The following is a 16,822-nucleotide window of genomic DNA, read 5'->3' as shown; positions in this document are numbered from 1 at the left end:
TCAATCGTCCTCGCGCCGCGCGGACGGCGTGACATGCGGCGAGCCCGAACCGCCCGGCGCCTGCGTGTTCTCGCCGCCCCCCTTGCGCGACGACAGCGACTCGATCCCCCAATAGAACATCGGGATGAAGAACACGGCGATCGCCGTCGCCCCCAGCATCCCGCCGATCACCCCGGTGCCGATCGAATGCCGGCTGTTCTGCGAGGCACCGAGCGCGATCGCGAGCGGCACGCAGCCGAGGATAAACGCGAGCGAGGTCATCACGATCGGGCGCAGGCGCTCTTCGGCGGCGGTCAGCGCGGCGTCGTATGGCGACTTGCCCTCCTCCCGGTTCAGCACCGCGAACTCGAAGATCAGGATCGCGTTCTTCGCGGCGAGCGCGATCAGCATCGTCAGGCCGATCTGGAAGTAGACGTCGTTGTTGAGCCCGCGCAGCAGGATCGCGAGCAGCGCGCCGAACAGGGCGAACGGCACGGCCATCAGCACGCCGAACGGCAGCGACCACTTCTCGTATTGCGCCGCCAGGATCAGGAACACCATGATGATCCCGAACACGAACACGAGGCCACCGGTGCTGCCCGACTTGAGCTCTTCGTAGGCCTCGCCGCTCCAGCCCACCGCATAGCCTGGCGGCATCTGCGTCGCGAGATCCTGCAGCACCTCGATCACCTGTCCCGAGCTGTAGCCGGGCTTCGGGTTCACCGTGAGCATCACGGCGGGGAAGTTGTTGAAGCGCGTGATGAGGTCGGGCCCCGTCACGTACTTGTAGGTCATCACCGCCTTGATCGGCACCATGGTGTTGTTCCGGCTGCGCACGTAGATCTGATCGAGGTCCTTCGGCGTGAGCCGGTAGCGCGGATCGGCCTGCACGATGACTTGCCAGAGCCGCGCGTCCTTGTTGAATTGCGACACATAGAGCGAGCCGAACATCGTCTGCATCGCGCTGTACACCTCCTCGACCGGCACGCCGAGCGTCTCCGCCTGGTCGCGATCGACGTCGACGAGCAGCTGCTGCGACGACGCGTTGAACGTCGTCGTCACGCTCCCCAGCTCCGGCCGCGCCTTCGCCTTCGCGACGAAGTCCTGGACGACGCCGGCGAGCTGCTGGATCGACCCGTCCCCCTGGCTTTCGATCCATATCTCTGTGCCGCCCGTCGTGCCGAGGCCCGGAATGGACGGCGGATTGACCGGCACCACGATGCCCTCCTGCACCTTCGAGAGCGTCTCGTAAGCCTTGACCAGCACGGCGCGCGCGTTGTCCTCCTTGATGTTCGAAAACTTGTAGCGCTCGTCGAATCCCTTCAGGCCGACGAAGAACGTGCCCGCGTTGTTCTTGTTCTGGCTGTCGAGCAGGCTGAAGCCGTTCACAATCGTCACGCTGCTGACCGCGTGCTGCTTCATGAAGTATTCGGTGACCTTGTCGCCGACGTCGCCGGTGCGGTCGAGGCTCGCCGCGTCGGGCATGATGACGGCGCCAAGCAGGTAGCCCTGGTCCTCGGGCGGCAGGAACCCGGTTGGGATCGTCTTGCCCATCAGCACCGCAAGCACGATCACGCCCACGAACACGAAGAGGCCGATCACGTAGCGCCGGATGATGACGTGGACCGCGCGCCCGTAGCCGGCCGTCATCCGCGCGAAACTTTTCTCGAACCACAGGAAGAAGCCCTTCTTCTCGTGGTGCGTGGGCTTGAGCAGGAGCGCCGCGAGCGCCGGCGACAGCGTCAGCGCGACGAGGCCCGAGAACACCACCGAGATCGCGATCGTGATCGCGAACTGCTTGTAGAGCTGCCCGGTGATCCCGCCGAGGAACGCCACCGGCACGAACACCGCGCACATCACGAGCACGATCGCGACGACCGGGGCCGACACCTCGTCCATGGCGCGCTTGGCCGCGTCCTTCGGGCTCAGCTTGTGGACCGTCATGTTGCGCTCGACGTTCTCGATCACGACGATCGCGTCGTCCACCACGATGCCGATCGCCAGCACCATCCCGAACAGCGTCAGCATGTTGATCGAGAAGCCGAGGAGCGACATTCCCATCGCGGTGCCGACGATCGACACCGGCACGGCCAGCACCGGGATGATCGTCGCGCGCAGGTTTTGCAGGAACACGAACACGACGATCACGACGAGCACGAGCGCTTCGAAGAAGGTGTGGACCACGTCCGTGATCGACGCGCGTGTGAAGTCCGTCGTGTCCATCGCGATCTGATAATCGAGCCCCTGCGGGAACGACTTCTTCAGTTGCTCGAGCGTCGCGCGCACCTGCTTGGACACGTCGAGCGCGTTCGCGCCCGGCTGCTGGTAGACCGCGATGATCGTGGCCGCCTTGCCCTGGTAGGTCGTGCGGTTCGAGTAGCTCTTTTGCCCGAGCTCGGTCCGGCCGACGTCCTTCAGACGCACGATCGCCGCGCCGGTGCTCGCCGCGCGGATGATGATGTTGTCGAACTGCTCGGGCGTCGCCAGCCGCCCCGTCGTCGTCACGGCGAACGACTGCTCCACCGGACTACCGGTCGGCGACTGGCCGACCGTGCCGACCGCGAACTGCTGGTTCTGCGCGCGAATCGCGTTCTGCACGTCGCCGGCCGTGATGCCGAGCTGCGCCATGCGGTCGGGCTTCAGCCAGATCCGCATCGCGTAGTCGGGCGTGCCGAAGATCGCCGACTGGTTGGCACCCCCGATCCGCTTGATCGTGTCGAGCACGTAGACGTTCGCGTAGTTCGCGATATAGGTTGGGTCGAAGCGCTGGTCCGGCGAGTAGATCGCGATGACCATCATGAACGCGTTCGACTTCTTCTGGACCTGCACGCCCTGCGACTGCACCGATTGCGGCAGCTGCGGCAGCGCGAGGTTCACGCGGTTCTGCACGTCGACCTGCGCGAGCTGCGGGTTCGTGCCGATCTCGAAGAAGACGTTGAGCGTGTAGTTGCCGGTCGACGAACTCGACGACGACATGTAGATCATGTTGTCGGAGCCGTTGACCTGCTCCTCGATCGGCGCCGCCACGTTGTTGGCGACGACGTCGGCGCTCGCGCCCGGGTAGGTCGCTGAGACCGTGACCTGCGGCGGCGTGACGTCCGGGTACTGCGCGATCGGCAGTGAGAACAGCGTCAGCGTCCCGCCGAGCGTGATGACGATCGAGATGACGGACGCGAAGATCGGCCGGTCGATGCAGAAGTGGGAGATGCTCATGGGGTCTCCTCGTCACTGCGATGCGCCGCTCGCGGAGGCCGGCGCGGCCGGACGCGCTTCGGTCTGCGCTTGCGCGTCGGAGGCGCCGCTTTTTTCGACGATCGTCTTCCCTCCCGTCTCCGTCGACGCCACGGTGCCGACGATCTTGAGCGGCACATCGGGCGCGACGCGAATCGCACCGTCCACGACGATGCGCTCGCCGGCCTTCAGGCCGTCGTTGATGAACCAGTTGTCGCCGTTCCAGTCGCCGACCTCGACGACGCGCTGCCGAGCCTTCGAGTCGGCGTCGACGACCCACACGAAATGGCTCCTCGCGCCCTGCAGCACCGCGCGCTGCGGCACGAGGATCGCCTTGGGCCGGATCGCGCCCGACACGCGCGCGCGCACGAACTGCCCCGGGCGCAGCGTACCCTGCGGGTTGGCCAGCACGGCCCGCACGAGGAAGGTCCCGGTCTCGGTGTTGAACGCCGGATTCGCGAAGCTGATCGTCCCGTGCTGCGGAAACTCGGTGCCGTCGGCGAGCTCGACCGACACGACGAACTCGCTGTGCGGCGGAAAGATCAGCTTGCCCGCCGAGATCTCGTCCTGGAAGTGGAGCAATTCGTTTTCGGAAATGCTGAAGTTCACCCACATCGGATCGAGCTGATAAACGTAGGTTAGGAGCCCTGACGCATTCGCGATCAGATAGCTGCCGTCCTGTTGCCGCGCATAGCTCGCGAGGCCGTTCATCGGTGACTTGATCGTCGTGTAGCCGAGGTTGAGCTCCGCCGACTGGACCTGCCCCTGCGCGGCGATCACCGCGGCCTCCGCCTGCTTTTCGTTGCCGATCGCGTCGTCGAGATCCTTCTGGCTCAACGCGTTCTGAGCGGCAAGCGGCCTCACGCGCGCGAGGTTCTGCTTCGCGACGACGAGGCCCGCCTCCTGCTGCGCGAGCTGGCCGCGCGCAGTCTGCAGCGCGGCCTGGAACGGCTTCGGGTCCATCAGGAACATGACCTGGCCGGTCCTCACCTCCTGGCCCTCGTTGTACATCCGCTTGTCGAGAAAGCCGTCCACGCGCGCGCGGATCTCGACTTCGCGCGAGCTTTGCGTCTGTGCGGTGAATTCGATGTCGACCGGCGTGTCGCGCGCAGCGACCGTCATCACCGTCACCTCGGGCGCGCCGAGCGCCGGCGGTCCGGACGGTTTCTTGCAGCCGGCGAACAACGATAGCGCTGCCGCCACCACCAACAGGGGCAACGCACCTCGCGCCCGCCCGACTGCGCCGCGCCGCCGCTTCAAGGCGGGCGCCCGCTGTCGAAGGACGCGATCAAGAGCGAGTGCGGTTTTCATCGTACGGCTCCTCGAAACTACATCGCCGTGCAGTCTCCGAACAACACCAGCGCGTCATGGCGATTCGTCAGGGTCAGGGTGATCTCCCCGTCGCTCGTGTCGAGTGCGACGGTCCACGCAAAATCGAGCTCGGTGCCTTGCATGAGAATCTGGCCCTGCGCTTTGCTCATGGAGACGATCGGCGTCGCTCGGTTAGGCCCCGATATGATTTTCTTGGTGAAGTCGATGGACAAGAAACGCGGCGCGCCCAGATCCGCCGGCAGCGCGCGCTCGCAGGCCAAGCCGGGATCGCACGCATGGCCGTCGATCGTCGCGCACAGCAGCGGCTTGCTGCCGTCGAAGTCGCCGGCCCACGCGCAAGCGCCACTCAGCAGGAAGATCGCCGCTAGTCCCGCAGATTCGAACCTGATCACGATTGCGCACCTCCAAGCGGCTGCGACACTACTGGCTCGTGTAGCCTCGGCCGTTCATGCATGCAGTCACCGCCCGATTGAATGTCGAGAGCTGACCGGCGATGTTCTGCTGCTCCGTCTGTTGCTGCTGGCTGGCGGCCTGCCTCTGCCGCTGTTGACGCATGGCGCCTCCCGCCGTGCCGGTCACCGCGCCGATGGCGGCTCCCTTGCCCGCATCGCCGGCGATCGCGCCAATGGCTGCGCCCAGCGCGGCGCCACCGGCCGCCCCCCTCACGGCTCCACCCTGTGGCTGCGGAGCGCCCGGCTGGGCCGCGTACTGCGCGAGCGCCACCGGGTCGACGCCGGTCGTCTGCTTCGCCCATACCTGGCACTCTGCGGTGTCCGTCTGCTGCTTCTGCGCGCTCTGTCCTTTCGCCGGGTAGTAGATCGGCTGCTGCGCGAACGCCGAGCCGGCAAGCATGAGCGCTAGCGCGCCCGCCACGATGAGCTGCCTCATGTCCTTTCCTTTGGCGACGGAGCAGACCGATGCTCACAAGTTTGGTAGCCGGGTTTGCCGAAGACAATGGGACTTTGGTCCGATATCGACCGGCTCGCCGCGCACTCAGGGGGCCGGCACGATGCCCAGCGCCGTCTGTACGGTCTTGATCAGGATCGAGTCGTTGAAAGGCTTGCGTAGATAGGCCGCGGCGCCCGAAGCCAGTGCCTGGGCGCGCACGCCCACGTCGTCGTAGGCGGTGATCAAAATGACGGGAATGCCGCTGCCGCCCAGGCGGCGCTGGACCTCGAGCCCGTTCAAGCCGGGCATCTGAATGTCGAGAATCACACAGCCGGGGCGATACGAGGGCATGGACGACAGCATGTCCAGAAAGTCGTCGCCGCTCGAAAACGTGTCTGCTCCAATTCCGACGGAATGCAGCAGACGCTTGATGGCCCGGCCCACCGAATCGTCGTCGTCGACAACCGCAACGAACGGTTTGAGATTGCCCATTGTGAGAAGTCCGAATCTGGTGGTTGCCCGTATAACCGCAATCCCGCAGATTCAGGCTAGTCAGCACAAGACAAATCCGATATAGGACTTTGGTCCACGTGTGCGCCGGCGCGGCCTGCGCCTGAGCCGCACACGTTCCGCATGTCCTGCGTGAGTCGGCGCAGCGCGATCAGTAGCCGGGTGGCCGGGCCGGCACCCGCTCCCAGCCGCCAGGGCAAGATTTGACGTAGGGGTAGTAGCCCTCGGGTCTCGCGCAGTGATACCAGTAGCCCATTTGCGGCGCATCGGTGCCGCCGCCCGCGTCGTCGTCGCCGGCTTGCCCTTGCTCTATGTACTGAGTCGGCATCGCGGTGACGTCGGCTGCCGGGCCGTAAGGGTAGTAGTACGGATACAGATACGGATAGCCGTAATACGGATACCCATAATACGGATAGGGATAGCCGTAGGCGAAGCCCGGGCCGAAAAAGAAACCGACGGACGTCCTGCAGCAATGACCGCCTCCATGCCAGCCGCCGCCTCCATGCCAGCCGCCGCCTCCATGCCAGCCGCCGCCTCCGTGCCAGCCGCCGCCTCCATGCCAGCCGCCGCCTCCCCAACCGCCACCGTGGTAATAGCCGCCACCGCCACCGCCCCAGCCGCCGCCATGGCCCGCGATGGCGGTCGCGCTCGCCGCCGCCATCACCGCCACTACCAAGAGCTTGCCCACGCCACGCCCATTCATGATGCCCACCTCGATCCGCTCGCACCCGTTTGGATTTGACTGCCGAATCGATCGAACGTCGCCGAGGGAATGGCTGGCTTGAATCCAAACCGGCTATTAACCAGTTTAGGAATTCCAGGGCCGTTTGTCGTCCTCGCCGTAGCTACGGTGCCTGCTGTGTCTACTGGCCGCCGAATGACTTCCTGACCGTCAATTGGTTGGTCACGGAGGCAACTCCCGGAACGCCCTTCGCAATTTCCGCTACCTTGTCGATCTGCGAAGCATCGGTCACTGTCCCGTCGAGCGTCACCGCGCTCCCCTTCGCGATGACGCTGATGTCGCCTGCGTTGATTTCCTTGTGCTTGACGATCGCCGCATAGACCTGGCGGCGCAGCGCCCGATTGGCCTTGCGGGCGTCTTTCGCCGACATGCCGCCCGAGGCGGCGACGGCCGCTTGGTTCGACGCGGCTCCCGCCCCCGTTTCGCTTCCTTGGGCCCAGGTGTGCGCGCACGTCAGCGCGATCAGTCCGGCGCCGGCCAGCCTGAATGCCTTGATTATTTTCATTGAATTCTCCGTGAAAGATAGCGGCTCGGATCAGAACGCGTGGCGGATGCCGAGCATCGCCGCCGTGGTCGAATGGCCTTCGGGAACCGGCGCGCCGTAGATGATCGTCTGGCTCATGGCACCCCGGTTGTTCACGTAGCCGACCTGGGCGTAGGCGAGCGTGCTCTTCGACAGGTTGTACTCCGCGCCCACCGCGAACAGATTCGATTGATTGGCCGACACGTTGCGGTCCTTCAGGTAATAGAAGCCCGAGGTGACCTTGAAGAACGGGGTGAACTTGTAGCCGAGCCCGCCCGAGATCATCTCGAAGTTGTCTTGGCCGCTTTTCGCCGGGTTTTTGCCGATGCTGTAGGACGTCGACACCATGAAATCGTGAAACGTGTACATCGCGCCGATGTAGTAGAAGCGGTTGTTGTTCAAGCCGGTCGACGGCGCCGTGACGATCGCGCCGCTGGCCGTCGTCGTAAACGGGTTGGTGTCGTGGCCGTTGTAGTAAACCGCCGCGAGGTTCAGGCCGTAGTTCGAATACTTGAGCACCGCCGACTCGCGCGTGCCGCCCTGGAACTGGCCCGCGACACCGCCCGGCGCATACTCGAGCCCGAGCGACGCGCCGTAGAACTTGGGCGACTGATAGACGATCGCGTTGTCGTCATACAGTGCGCCGATCGAACCGTTCGTGCTGGTGCCCTGCCAGCCGGCCGCCTGATTCAAGCCGAGCCAGGCGGTCAGGATGCTGCCGAAGTATTGGGCGTTGCGGACGTCGGTGTCCGCCATCGCATAGATCATCGGCACGATCTGCCGGCCCAGGTCGAGCGAACCGAACGGGCCGGACACGCCCACTGTCGTCTGCTGATTGAACACCGCGGTGCCTCCCGGCGTGTCCGACAGTCCGCTTTTGCCATTGTTGCTGGTGAACGAGCCTTGCAGCTTGAAATTGACTTTATAGCCGCCGCCGATGTCCTCGGTTCCCCTCAAGCCCCAGATGCTCGAATAGATCCCGCCGTCCTTGAGCTCGTAGACGTGCCCGAGATTCACTTTCGACTGGAAATTCGCCGCGTTCGCGCTTTGGTACAGCAGCCCCGAATCGAGAACGCCGTACAGCGTCACCGACGACTGCGCGTGCGCCACGCCGGCAAATGCGACGAGTGCCGTCGCGGCGCTCAACTTCAGTTTCATATGTCTCCTCCGGATGGGGCTTTTTAATATGCCGGGTGGTCCCGGCGGGCTATCCACTGATGCGGAATTAGCGCGGTTCGTTTCGTGTATCGAGACTCACGAACCATTGACCTTCCGATTCGCTGACGGGAAAGGTCGTGAGACGCAAGCCATCCACCGCCGGCATGCAGCCGGTGATCACATCGAAACGCAAGCCGTGCGCGGGGCATTGCAGAATGCTGCCCTCGAGCCTGCCGTTCGCGAGCGATGCGCCGTTGTGAGGACAGGCGTTCTCAATGGCGCAGATCGCACCCCCAACGTTGAACAGCACGATGCCGCGTCCCTCGACGAACGCGAGCTTGCGTTGCCCAGGCGCGAGTTCATCGTCCGACACGACCGGTATTCGGCGCGGCATCGCTGGTTGCGCGTTCGTGTCAGAGCAGTTCACGGATCAGCGTCTCCGCCATCGGCCACTCGCCAAAGCCTGCGGCCGGGTTGAGGTGGCCGACCTCGCCCAAGTCGACGAGACGGCTGCCCCAATCGTTCGCCATCGCAACCACGCGATCGAACTGCGCAAGCGGATCGTTGCGGCTCGCCGCGACAATGCTCGGGAACGGCAGCGGTTGGTGCGGGCAAGGGAACCAGTCGTTCTGCCTCAGCACGTCTACAGTCGGGTAGCCCGCCGGCATCGGCCGCTCCAAATCGGGTGGCGTGGCAAGCAGCGCACCGTGAATCTCGCGCTCATGCCACCTCGCCCAATGCACCGTGATCATCACTCCGGCGCTATGCGCGACCAGGATCACCGGGCCGTGGATTGCCGCCAGCGCCGCATCCAATGCCGCGACGCGCGCCGCGCGACTGAGTTTGTCGCGTTCGAGCGGCGCGACCGATACCGCGTTGGGCAGCGTCGCCTGCAACAACGTTTGCCAGTGCTCGGGCACGTGATCGCGCAAACCAGGCACGATAAGGATCGAGGGAGACGTTTTCTGTTTCATGACGCGGTGATCGCCCTAAGTCAAAACGGCTTGCTGCCGATGATGCCCGCGCGCTCCATCTTGCGATGGCAAGGCGGATAGTCCATCACCGCGTAGTGCTGCGTAGCGCTGTTGTCCCAGATTGCGACGCTGTTCTTGCGCCAGCGCCAGCGCACCTGGTACTCGGGGATGGCGGCCTGACTGACGAGATACCTCAGCAGGTCGGCGGCTCCAGGGCTGGCGTCCTGGCCATAGCGCACGCGATCGGGCGTGTGGAAGTTCGTGAAGTGAGTGGTGAAGGCATTCACGTACAGGATTTTTTCCCCGGTCTCCGCGTGGGTGCGGACAACCGGATGCTCCGCATCGGGAAACTGCGCCTTCAACGCAAGCCGCTTTTCGATCGGCATCGCAGCGCCAAAGCTCGCCTCGATGCTGTGGCGCGCGCGCAGGTCAGCAATCTGCGCCTTGACATGCTCGGGCAGCTTCTCGTAGGCCAATACCATATTCGCCCACATCGTGTCGCCGCCCACCGGCGGGCATTCCACGCAGCGCAGCACCGCGCCGAATTGCGGCGCTTCGCGCCACGTCGTGTCCGAGTGCCAGGCGTTCTCGTAGCGATCGTTTGGCTGCTCCGGCGTCTTGTAGATGCGCACGAGGCCCGGATGCTCCGGGTCGCTGCCCGCGACCGGATGGTCCTCGAGATCGCCGAAGCGGCGCGCGAAGGCGACGTGCTCGGCGCGCGTGAAGTCCTGGTCGCGCAGGAACAGCACGCGGTGCGCGACGAGCGCGGCGCGGATTTCGGCGAAGAGGCCGTCGTCATGCACCGCGTCGGCGAGATCGATGCCGACGATCTCGGCCCCAAGCGCGCACGTCAGTGGTTCGATACGCATGTCTCCTCCTCAAGTGCTCAGATGACGAAGACCGACGAGCCGATCGTCTTGCGCGATTCGAGATCCCGATGCGCTTGCGCGGCATCTTCGAGCGCATAGCGCTGGTTGATCTCGATCTTGATGCGTCCGGCGGCGACATGGCCGAAGACCTCCGCCGCCAGCTCGTTCTTCTCGGCCGGGTCGGCGATGTAGTCGGCCAGCGCCGGACGAGTCAGGTAGAGCGAGCCCTTCATCGCCAGCAGTTGCGGATTGAACGGCGGGATCGGGCCCGATGCGGTGCCGACACACACCATCAAACCGCGGCGCTTGAGCGAATCGAGCGACGCCTCGAAGGTATCCTTGCCGACGCTGTCGAACACCACGTTCACACCAACGCCGTCGGTCAGCTCGCGCACGCGCTTGGCGACGTCTTCGCGGCTGTAGTCGATGATGTGATCGCAGCCATGTGCGCGGGCCGCCGCGCCCTTGGCGTCGCTCGATACGGTGCCGATCACGGTGAGGCCCAGCAGCTTCGCCCATTGCGACACGATGAGGCCGACGCCGCCGGCCGCGGCGTGCAGCAGAAGGGTGTCGCCCGCTTTGAAGTCGTGGATGCGGCGCAACAGATACGCCGAGGTCAGGCCGCGCATCGTCATGCCCGCCGCCGTCTCGCTCGAGATTCCGGCCGGCAGCTTGATGAGCGGCGCGGCCGGGATCAGCCGCTCCGTGCTGTACGCGCCGAGTGTGTTCACAAAGCCGGTGTAGGTCACGCGATCGCCCACCGCGACATTCGTCACATCCGAACCGATGGCCTCGACGACGCCCGCCGCCTCGACGCCCATGCCGGCGGGCAATGGCACCGGATAGAGACCCGTGCGGAAGTACGTGTCGGCGAAGTTCAGCCCGACGGCTTCATGGCGCAGACGGACCTGGCCGCAGCCGGGCTCGCCTACCGCGACGTCTTCGTATCGCAAGACCTCGGGGCCGCCGGGTTGATGGAAACGGACTGCTTTTGCCATGCTCGATCTCCTGCAATTCACTCGATCTGAAATCAATGTTGTGCGCTATCACGCTGCGCTTCGAATCGGCACAGGTCGCGGGAATAGTTCCGTCTGCCGATCACGAATGCGACCATCGCGGCAAGCGGCGCGAGCGGGACCAGCTGCAAGGCGCCCAAGAGGCCGATCCGGTCCGCGATGATTCCCGCGAGCACGGCGGCAGGGGCGAGACCCAGGAAGTTGTTCGCAAGCGTCAGAGTGGCGAAGGCCGAGGCATGGATAGACGGCGGCGTGAGGTTGGCCACCATCGCTCCCGCGGGTCCGCACGCACCCGCACTGACAAACATGCCGGCGCCGATCAACATGAGTTGCAGCGGCCCTGGCGCGAACCGGAACGCGGTGGCCAGCAACGTGAACGACAGCAGGCAATAGACGATGGCCGTCAGCCACTTCTTCTCGGGCGCCCCCCGGCTGACGCGGTCGGTCAAGACTCCGCACACCACCATGCCAAGGCCCGTCACCAGGACGAATCCCGCGGCCCCCACTGCCGCCTTGCCGGGCGCCATGCCGTAGTAACGGTTCAGGAAACTGGGCATCCAAGCCCACAGCGCGGCCGGAACGAGCAGATGCAGGCCGCTGCCAACGTAGGCGCACACCACCGACTTCGATGAAAAGAGCTCCCTCAACAGCGTGCTCAAACTGGCCCGTATGTCTGCCGATCCGGGCTGCGCGAACGCGCGAGCGGGCTGCAGCGGCGTGAGCCGTTTTTCGGTCACGACGAGGCGGTACAGCACGACGAGAACGATGCCGACGATGGCCATTGCGCCAAACGACCAGCGCCACCCGAGGTGCACCGCGACGACGCCACCGAGCGCCATGCCGAGAACCGAACCGAACGCCCCGCCTGCCATGAAGGCAGCTGTCAGCGTAGCGCGCAGGCGAGCCGGGAAGATGCTCAGGACCAGCGCCACGCCCACACTGCCATACGCGGCTTCGCCGATGCCGACGAACGCGCGCGCCGCCAGCATTTCGCCGAAATTCGTCGAGATCGCGCATCCGAGCGTGGCGAGACTCCACATCGCGGCCATCAGCGCAATGCTCCTCACGCGTCCCCAACGGTCAGCCAGCACCGACAGCGGGAAAGTTAGGATTCCTACCATCAGCGCGACCACGCTGCTGAGCGAGCCCAATTGCGTGTCGGACAGGTGCCATGCCGTTTTCAACAACGGAAAGACAGCGTTGAGGACCTGCCGCGACATATAGTCGGACAGCAGCAGACCCGCGGTCAACGCGAACACGGCCCACGCATAGGGGCGCACGTCGTTCGGCGTTGCCGAAAGGCTTCCTGATACAGGCTCAGCATGCGTCAGCATGATCGTCTCCCGCGCGTCCCGTGACACATCAAGCCGCGCGCAGCGGCACGTTGAGCTGGCCGGACTTGCGGTTCGGGGCCATCCCGTTGGCGGCCAGGGTTTCGTCGACCGTGTCGTATTGCACGCCGATACGATAGATCCGGCGGGCCTCCTTGCCCGACGCGATCTCGCGGCCGAGCTCGCGCGCCACGCGCACGCACTGCTCGATCTGCTGCACCGAGGTCATGCGCTTGCCGTGCTGATCGATGATCGTGTCCTCGATGCCGCAGCGCGGATGCAGCCCCATCGCGAGCGCCATCGTGTTGAACGGCAGCACGTTCTTCAAGAGCGATTCGGCGGTCAACGTGCAACCATCCGGGGCGCGGTGGATGAAGTTGAAGAAATTGAACGGATTCGGGCCGTCGAAGCCGCCGCCGATACCGATCCAGGTCAGGTTCAGCGGGCCCCGGTAAACGCCCTTGCGAACGAGCCGCTCGAGCGTTTCCAGCGCATGCATGCCGGTAAGCTGAAAATGCGGCTGGATGCCGGACGCCTGCAGGCGCCTCAGATGCTCTTCCAGCCACGCCGGACCGGCAGGCACCGTCATCTCGCTATAGGCGGCATGAAGCGCCGGGTTGGCGAGCGACGTGCCCTCCAGGTATTCCGGGTACAGCAGCTCCATGATGTTCATTTGCGTGGTGTTGATCGCCACGGTCACCTGTTCGGGCTTCGGCGCCAATTCGGCCAGCATGTGGCGCGTATCGTCCGAGAGCCACTTGGCCGCTTGCCCATCGTCTTCCGGTGCGAACGAAATCGAGCCGCCCACCTGAATGATCATGTCCGGCACCGCGGCGCGAACGCCCGCGATCAGCTCGTTGAATTTCGACAGGCGTTTAGACCCCTTGCCGTCCAGTTCCCGCACATGCAGGTGAAGCACGGTAGCGCCGGCGTTGTAGCAATCGACCGCCTTCTGGATCTGCTGATCCATCGTCACCGGAATGTCTTCCGGAAAATCTGCCGGCATCCATTCCGGACCATAGGGCGCGACGGTGATCACGACCTTGTCCTGGTTCTCGGGGTGCAGCGAATCGTCTAGAAATTGCATCACGTCCTCCTGGCCTGATTGCGGGCTTTCGACCCAAGCGTTCGATTGCGCGGTTTGACCGTCGAAACGTGCCGCGCCATGGGTTGAAATATAGGGAACTCAGGCAGTATGCTTTTGCTTTTACGTGACACTTTTTTCGCATTTCGTGACACATGGCGTAAACCCCGGGTCGCGGCCAATCTGTCGTTGCCAACGACGGGCAGCGCACCCGGTGAGGCAATACGCCGGAATCAGGACGAACGATGGTAACGTCAGTGCGCTCAGGCAGCTTGAGCGGGTACGTCGAGGTAACGAGGCAGCTTGGTCTCAATCCCGGAAACTTTCTTCGGGAAGTGGGGCTTGATGCGTCGGCGCTCGCCGACCCGCAAACTCGCATTTCCGCCGCAGCCGCTTGCCGGCTGCTCGAGCTCACGGCCGCCGGCGCCTCATGTCAAACCTTGGGACTGCAAATCGCCGAAACTCGCCAGAAGTTCGGATTCGGCGTCATCGGGATTCTGCTCGCGCACAAGCGCACCCTGCGCGAAGTCCTTCTCGCAACGGTTCAATACCGGCACCTGCTCAACGAAGCGCTCGGCATCTATGTCGAAACAACGGGGGATACCGTGACCATTCGCGAGGAAATCGTCACGGAACCGGGTGTCCTGAAGCGCCAGGCAACCGAGCTTGCAGTGGGTGTCATGGCGCGCCACTGCAGCACAGTGCTTGGCGCGCACTGGAAACCGCGCAGTGTCCATTTCATCCACGCAGGGCCCGTCGAGCTGCACGTTCATCGGCGCTTCTTCGGCTGCCCGCCGGTGTTCAACAGCGACTTCAACGGGATCGTCTGCGACGCCGCGGATCTCGACCGTCCGAATCCCATGGCGGATCCCGAACTGGTCCGGTATGCGGAGAGTCTCGCCGCGCCGCTCAATGTGTCGGGACCGGACGCGATCGTGATGGACGTGCGCCGGGCCATCTACCTGCTGCTCCCGCTGGAACAAGTCAATATCGAGAACATCGCGGGCCATTTGCGGCTGGGCGTCCGCACGTTGCAGCGCAATCTCGATGCGGGGGGCACCACTTTCTCGACGCTGGTTGACGAGGTGCGCCACAACCTCGCCCTGCGCTACATGGTCAACCCGCGCTATTCGATCGGACGCGTTGGCGCACTGCTCGGCTATACCCGCCAGTCGTCGTTCACGCACTGGTTCACCCAGCGCTTTGGCATGACGCCCCGCGCGTGGCGGGCCGCTGCGGCAAAAGTACCGGCCTGAATCGCAAGGAGCAGGTTCAACGTGCCTTCGCACGGCACTCCGCGCGTCAATGCAGCAGCCGCACCGACTCGGCAGCGCCGATGCCGGCCTTGTCGGCAAGGTGGATCAGATCGGCCAGCGTCTGCGCGCCCATCTTCTCCATCACGCGGGCGCGATGAATCTTGATGGTCTTCTCGGCAATGCCGAGCTCGCCGGCGATCTGTTTGTTCAAGCGGCCGGTGACGACACGCGCCATCACCTCGCGCTCGCGCGGCGTCAGACGGTCGAGCCGCAATCGAATTTCGGCCAGTTCCCGCCGGCGCTCGAAAATCACGCGCGCGCGCTCGAGCGCGCGCTCGACCACGTCCAGCAACACGCTGTCGCATACCGGCTTGGTCAGGAAATCGGCTGCGCCCGCCTTCATGGCATCGACGGTCGTGCCGATATCGCCGTGCCCCGTGACGAAGATGATCGGCAGGCTCATGTTCAATTCGCGCTGCACCTCGAGCCCGCTCAAATCGGGCAGCTGCAGGTCCAGCACGACGCATGCGGGGCCGCTCGACAGGTCGGCGCCATTCAAGAACGAATGCGCGGATTCAAAGATCTCGGCCTGATATCCGGCCGATCGCAAGAGCCGTGCGAACGCACGGCAAATGCCGGCGTCATCGTCGACGACAAACACTCGGGAAGCAGACTCATTCATGGGCACCCTCACGTCCGGTTCGGTCCCGCGATGCCTTCGGCCGGCAACGAAACATAAAACGAGGCGCCTCGTGCGCCGTTGTTCTCCGCCCAAAGACGTCCCCCGTGTGCCGCGACGATGTTGCGGCTAATCGATAGGCCGAGCCCCAGACCATGCGGCTTCGACGTGAAAAACGGCTTGAAGATCTTGTCCATCTGGTCGACGGTGAGCCCCGGCCCGCGGTCCCGGACGGCAATGCGCACCATCTCTCCGGGCTTCCACGCGATCTGGACATCCACCACGCGATCGGCGGGAAGACACTCGTGCATGGCGTCGAACGCATTGAGCAAGAGATTGAGCACGACCTGCTGCAGCTGCACTTTGTCGCCGCGCACCGGAGGTAAAACCGCGGGGGTTTCGAGCCGCGTTCGAATCCCGCGCATGATCGCGTCGCTATGCACGAGCAACACCACATCGCGAACCACATTGCCCACATCGAGCGACTGCAATTCCACATCGCCCTTCCTGACGAGCGCGCGCATCTTGCGGATGATTTCGCTCGCCCGGCAATTGTCCGCGACGATGTCTTTCAGACTTTCCCGCACCTCCGAGACGTTGATCGGGTCCGCGTCCATGAAGCGCTGCGCCGCTTGCGAATTGCTCAGGATCGCCGTGAGCGGCTGGTTCAGTTCGTGGGCGAGCGAGCCGGCCAGCTCGCCGAGCGCGGAGATGCGCGTCAGATGCGCCAGCTCCTGGCGATTGCGGTGGAGTTCGTATCGTTCGCTTCGGTCGACGATCGCGGCAAGCTGCGTCGGCGTGCCGTCGACGTCGCATTGGCTCGTCGTCACCTCGGCGGGAAACTCGCTGCCGTCGCGGCGCTTTGCGGTAAAGGCACCCTGCACGGGTGCGGCCATCGCCGCCGGTTTCGAGAGAGGGGGATCGGCAACGGCCAGCCAATCGGCCGGTTTCAATTCGGGAATCAACAGATCGAGCGGCGCTCCGATCAATGCTTCGCCGGGATAGCCAAACAATTCCGCTGCCTTTGCATTTGCGAATCCGATGACTCCGGAGCGGCGAATACCGATGATCGCAACCGGCACGCATTCCAGGGTATTGCGCATCGGGGCCGTTGCGCGTCGAGCTACAGAGCGAGGCTGGATACGCTTGATGATCGACGGCAGGCGTTCAGCCACACCCGCCACGAAGCGGCAAGCTTGTCCGATCGCAGCCATCACAGCCTCGTAGCCCGGCATGGCAATAGGCATGGC

Annotated in this window: 17 protein-coding genes; 1 reads left to right on the top strand and 16 read right to left on the bottom strand. The window is 64.5% G+C overall.

All coding sequences use genetic code 11. The features are described 5' to 3' along the window. The 14 genes from FAZ95_RS26170 to FAZ95_RS26105 form a co-directional block, all read right to left on the bottom strand. A complete protein-coding gene (locus FAZ95_RS26170; RefSeq protein WP_137335409.1) occupies nucleotides 1-3,192 on the bottom strand; it encodes an efflux RND transporter permease subunit in 3,192 nt (1,063 codons plus the stop codon). 12 nt (nucleotides 3,193-3,204) lie between these two features. Beyond that, nucleotides 3,205-4,521 (bottom strand): efflux RND transporter periplasmic adaptor subunit, encoded by a 1,317-nt coding sequence (locus FAZ95_RS26165; RefSeq protein ID WP_137335408.1) that lies wholly within the window; start codon nucleotides 4,519-4,521, stop codon nucleotides 3,205-3,207. Between the two features lie 17 nt (nucleotides 4,522-4,538). Further along, nucleotides 4,539-4,934 (bottom strand): hypothetical protein, encoded by a 396-nt coding sequence (locus FAZ95_RS26160; RefSeq protein WP_254700292.1) that lies wholly within the window; start codon nucleotides 4,932-4,934, stop codon nucleotides 4,539-4,541. A gap of 28 nt (nucleotides 4,935-4,962) precedes the next feature. Beyond that, nucleotides 4,963-5,430, bottom strand: coding sequence for a glycine zipper domain-containing protein (locus FAZ95_RS26155; protein WP_137335407.1), 468 nt, complete (start codon nucleotides 5,428-5,430; stop codon nucleotides 4,963-4,965). Between the two features lie 105 nt (nucleotides 5,431-5,535). Further along, the gene (locus tag FAZ95_RS26150) at nucleotides 5,536-5,922 is read right to left on the bottom strand and encodes a response regulator transcription factor (RefSeq protein ID WP_137335406.1); all 387 of its coding nucleotides are present in this window, start codon (nucleotides 5,920-5,922) and stop codon (nucleotides 5,536-5,538) included. Between the two features lie 169 nt (nucleotides 5,923-6,091). Beyond that, nucleotides 6,092-6,643 carry a hypothetical protein gene (locus FAZ95_RS26145; protein ID WP_137335405.1) on the bottom strand — a complete coding sequence of 184 codons (552 nt, stop codon included), beginning with the start codon at nucleotides 6,641-6,643 and terminating at the stop codon, nucleotides 6,092-6,094. A 160-nt stretch (nucleotides 6,644-6,803) separates the two neighbouring features. After that, nucleotides 6,804-7,187: a BON domain-containing protein gene (locus FAZ95_RS26140; RefSeq protein WP_137335404.1), complete on the bottom strand. Its 384-nt coding sequence runs from the start codon at nucleotides 7,185-7,187 to the stop codon at nucleotides 6,804-6,806. Nucleotides 7,188-7,217: 30 nt separating this feature from the next. After that, nucleotides 7,218-8,363 carry a porin gene (locus FAZ95_RS26135; protein ID WP_137335403.1) on the bottom strand — a complete coding sequence of 382 codons (1,146 nt, stop codon included), beginning with the start codon at nucleotides 8,361-8,363 and terminating at the stop codon, nucleotides 7,218-7,220. Nucleotides 8,364-8,430: 67 nt separating this feature from the next. Next, nucleotides 8,431-8,790 carry a Rieske (2Fe-2S) protein gene (locus FAZ95_RS26130; RefSeq protein WP_437437784.1) on the bottom strand — a complete coding sequence of 120 codons (360 nt, stop codon included), beginning with the start codon at nucleotides 8,788-8,790 and terminating at the stop codon, nucleotides 8,431-8,433. Further along, nucleotides 8,777-9,337, bottom strand: a complete 561-nt coding sequence (locus tag FAZ95_RS26125; RefSeq protein ID WP_137335402.1) for an RBBP9/YdeN family alpha/beta hydrolase — start codon at nucleotides 9,335-9,337, stop codon at nucleotides 8,777-8,779. Before FAZ95_RS26125 ends, FAZ95_RS26130 begins: the two co-directional genes overlap by 14 nt. 20 nt (nucleotides 9,338-9,357) lie before the next feature. Beyond that, nucleotides 9,358-10,206: a TauD/TfdA dioxygenase family protein gene (locus FAZ95_RS26120; RefSeq protein ID WP_137335401.1), complete on the bottom strand. Its 849-nt coding sequence runs from the start codon at nucleotides 10,204-10,206 to the stop codon at nucleotides 9,358-9,360. Nucleotides 10,207-10,223: 17 nt separating this feature from the next. Further along, nucleotides 10,224-11,204 carry a quinone oxidoreductase family protein gene (locus FAZ95_RS26115; RefSeq protein WP_137335400.1) on the bottom strand — a complete coding sequence of 327 codons (981 nt, stop codon included), beginning with the start codon at nucleotides 11,202-11,204 and terminating at the stop codon, nucleotides 10,224-10,226. 32 nt (nucleotides 11,205-11,236) lie between these two features. Beyond that, on the bottom strand, nucleotides 11,237-12,559 hold the full coding sequence (locus FAZ95_RS26110; protein WP_137337597.1) for an MFS transporter: 1,323 nt from the start codon (nucleotides 12,557-12,559) through the stop codon (nucleotides 11,237-11,239). Nucleotides 12,560-12,584: 25 nt separating this feature from the next. Further along, nucleotides 12,585-13,640, bottom strand: coding sequence for a beta-keto acid cleavage family enzyme (locus FAZ95_RS26105; RefSeq protein ID WP_137335399.1), 1,056 nt, complete (start codon nucleotides 13,638-13,640; stop codon nucleotides 12,585-12,587). Between the two features lie 242 nt (nucleotides 13,641-13,882). On the opposite strand from FAZ95_RS26105, the gene FAZ95_RS26100 reads away from it, so the two are divergent. Further along, nucleotides 13,883-14,893 (top strand): AraC family transcriptional regulator, encoded by a 1,011-nt coding sequence (locus tag FAZ95_RS26100; RefSeq protein ID WP_137335398.1) that lies wholly within the window; start codon nucleotides 13,883-13,885, stop codon nucleotides 14,891-14,893. Between the two features lie 46 nt (nucleotides 14,894-14,939). Here FAZ95_RS26100 and FAZ95_RS26095 read toward each other — a convergent pair whose 3' ends face one another. Further along, on the bottom strand, nucleotides 14,940-15,575 hold the full coding sequence (locus tag FAZ95_RS26095) for a response regulator transcription factor (RefSeq protein ID WP_137335397.1): 636 nt from the start codon (nucleotides 15,573-15,575) through the stop codon (nucleotides 14,940-14,942). 8 nt (nucleotides 15,576-15,583) lie between these two features. After that, complete coding sequence (locus tag FAZ95_RS26090) at nucleotides 15,584-16,819, bottom strand: PAS domain-containing sensor histidine kinase (protein ID WP_137335396.1); 1,236 nt, start codon at nucleotides 16,817-16,819, stop codon at nucleotides 15,584-15,586. Nucleotides 16,820-16,822 lie beyond the last annotated feature (3 nt).

Source organism: Trinickia violacea, assembly GCF_005280735.1.
Classification (GTDB): Bacteria; Pseudomonadota; Gammaproteobacteria; order Burkholderiales; family Burkholderiaceae; genus Trinickia_A; species Trinickia_A violacea.
The sequence above is the reverse complement of the archived record's forward strand: the minus strand, read 5'-3'. Positions and strand labels throughout refer to the sequence as shown.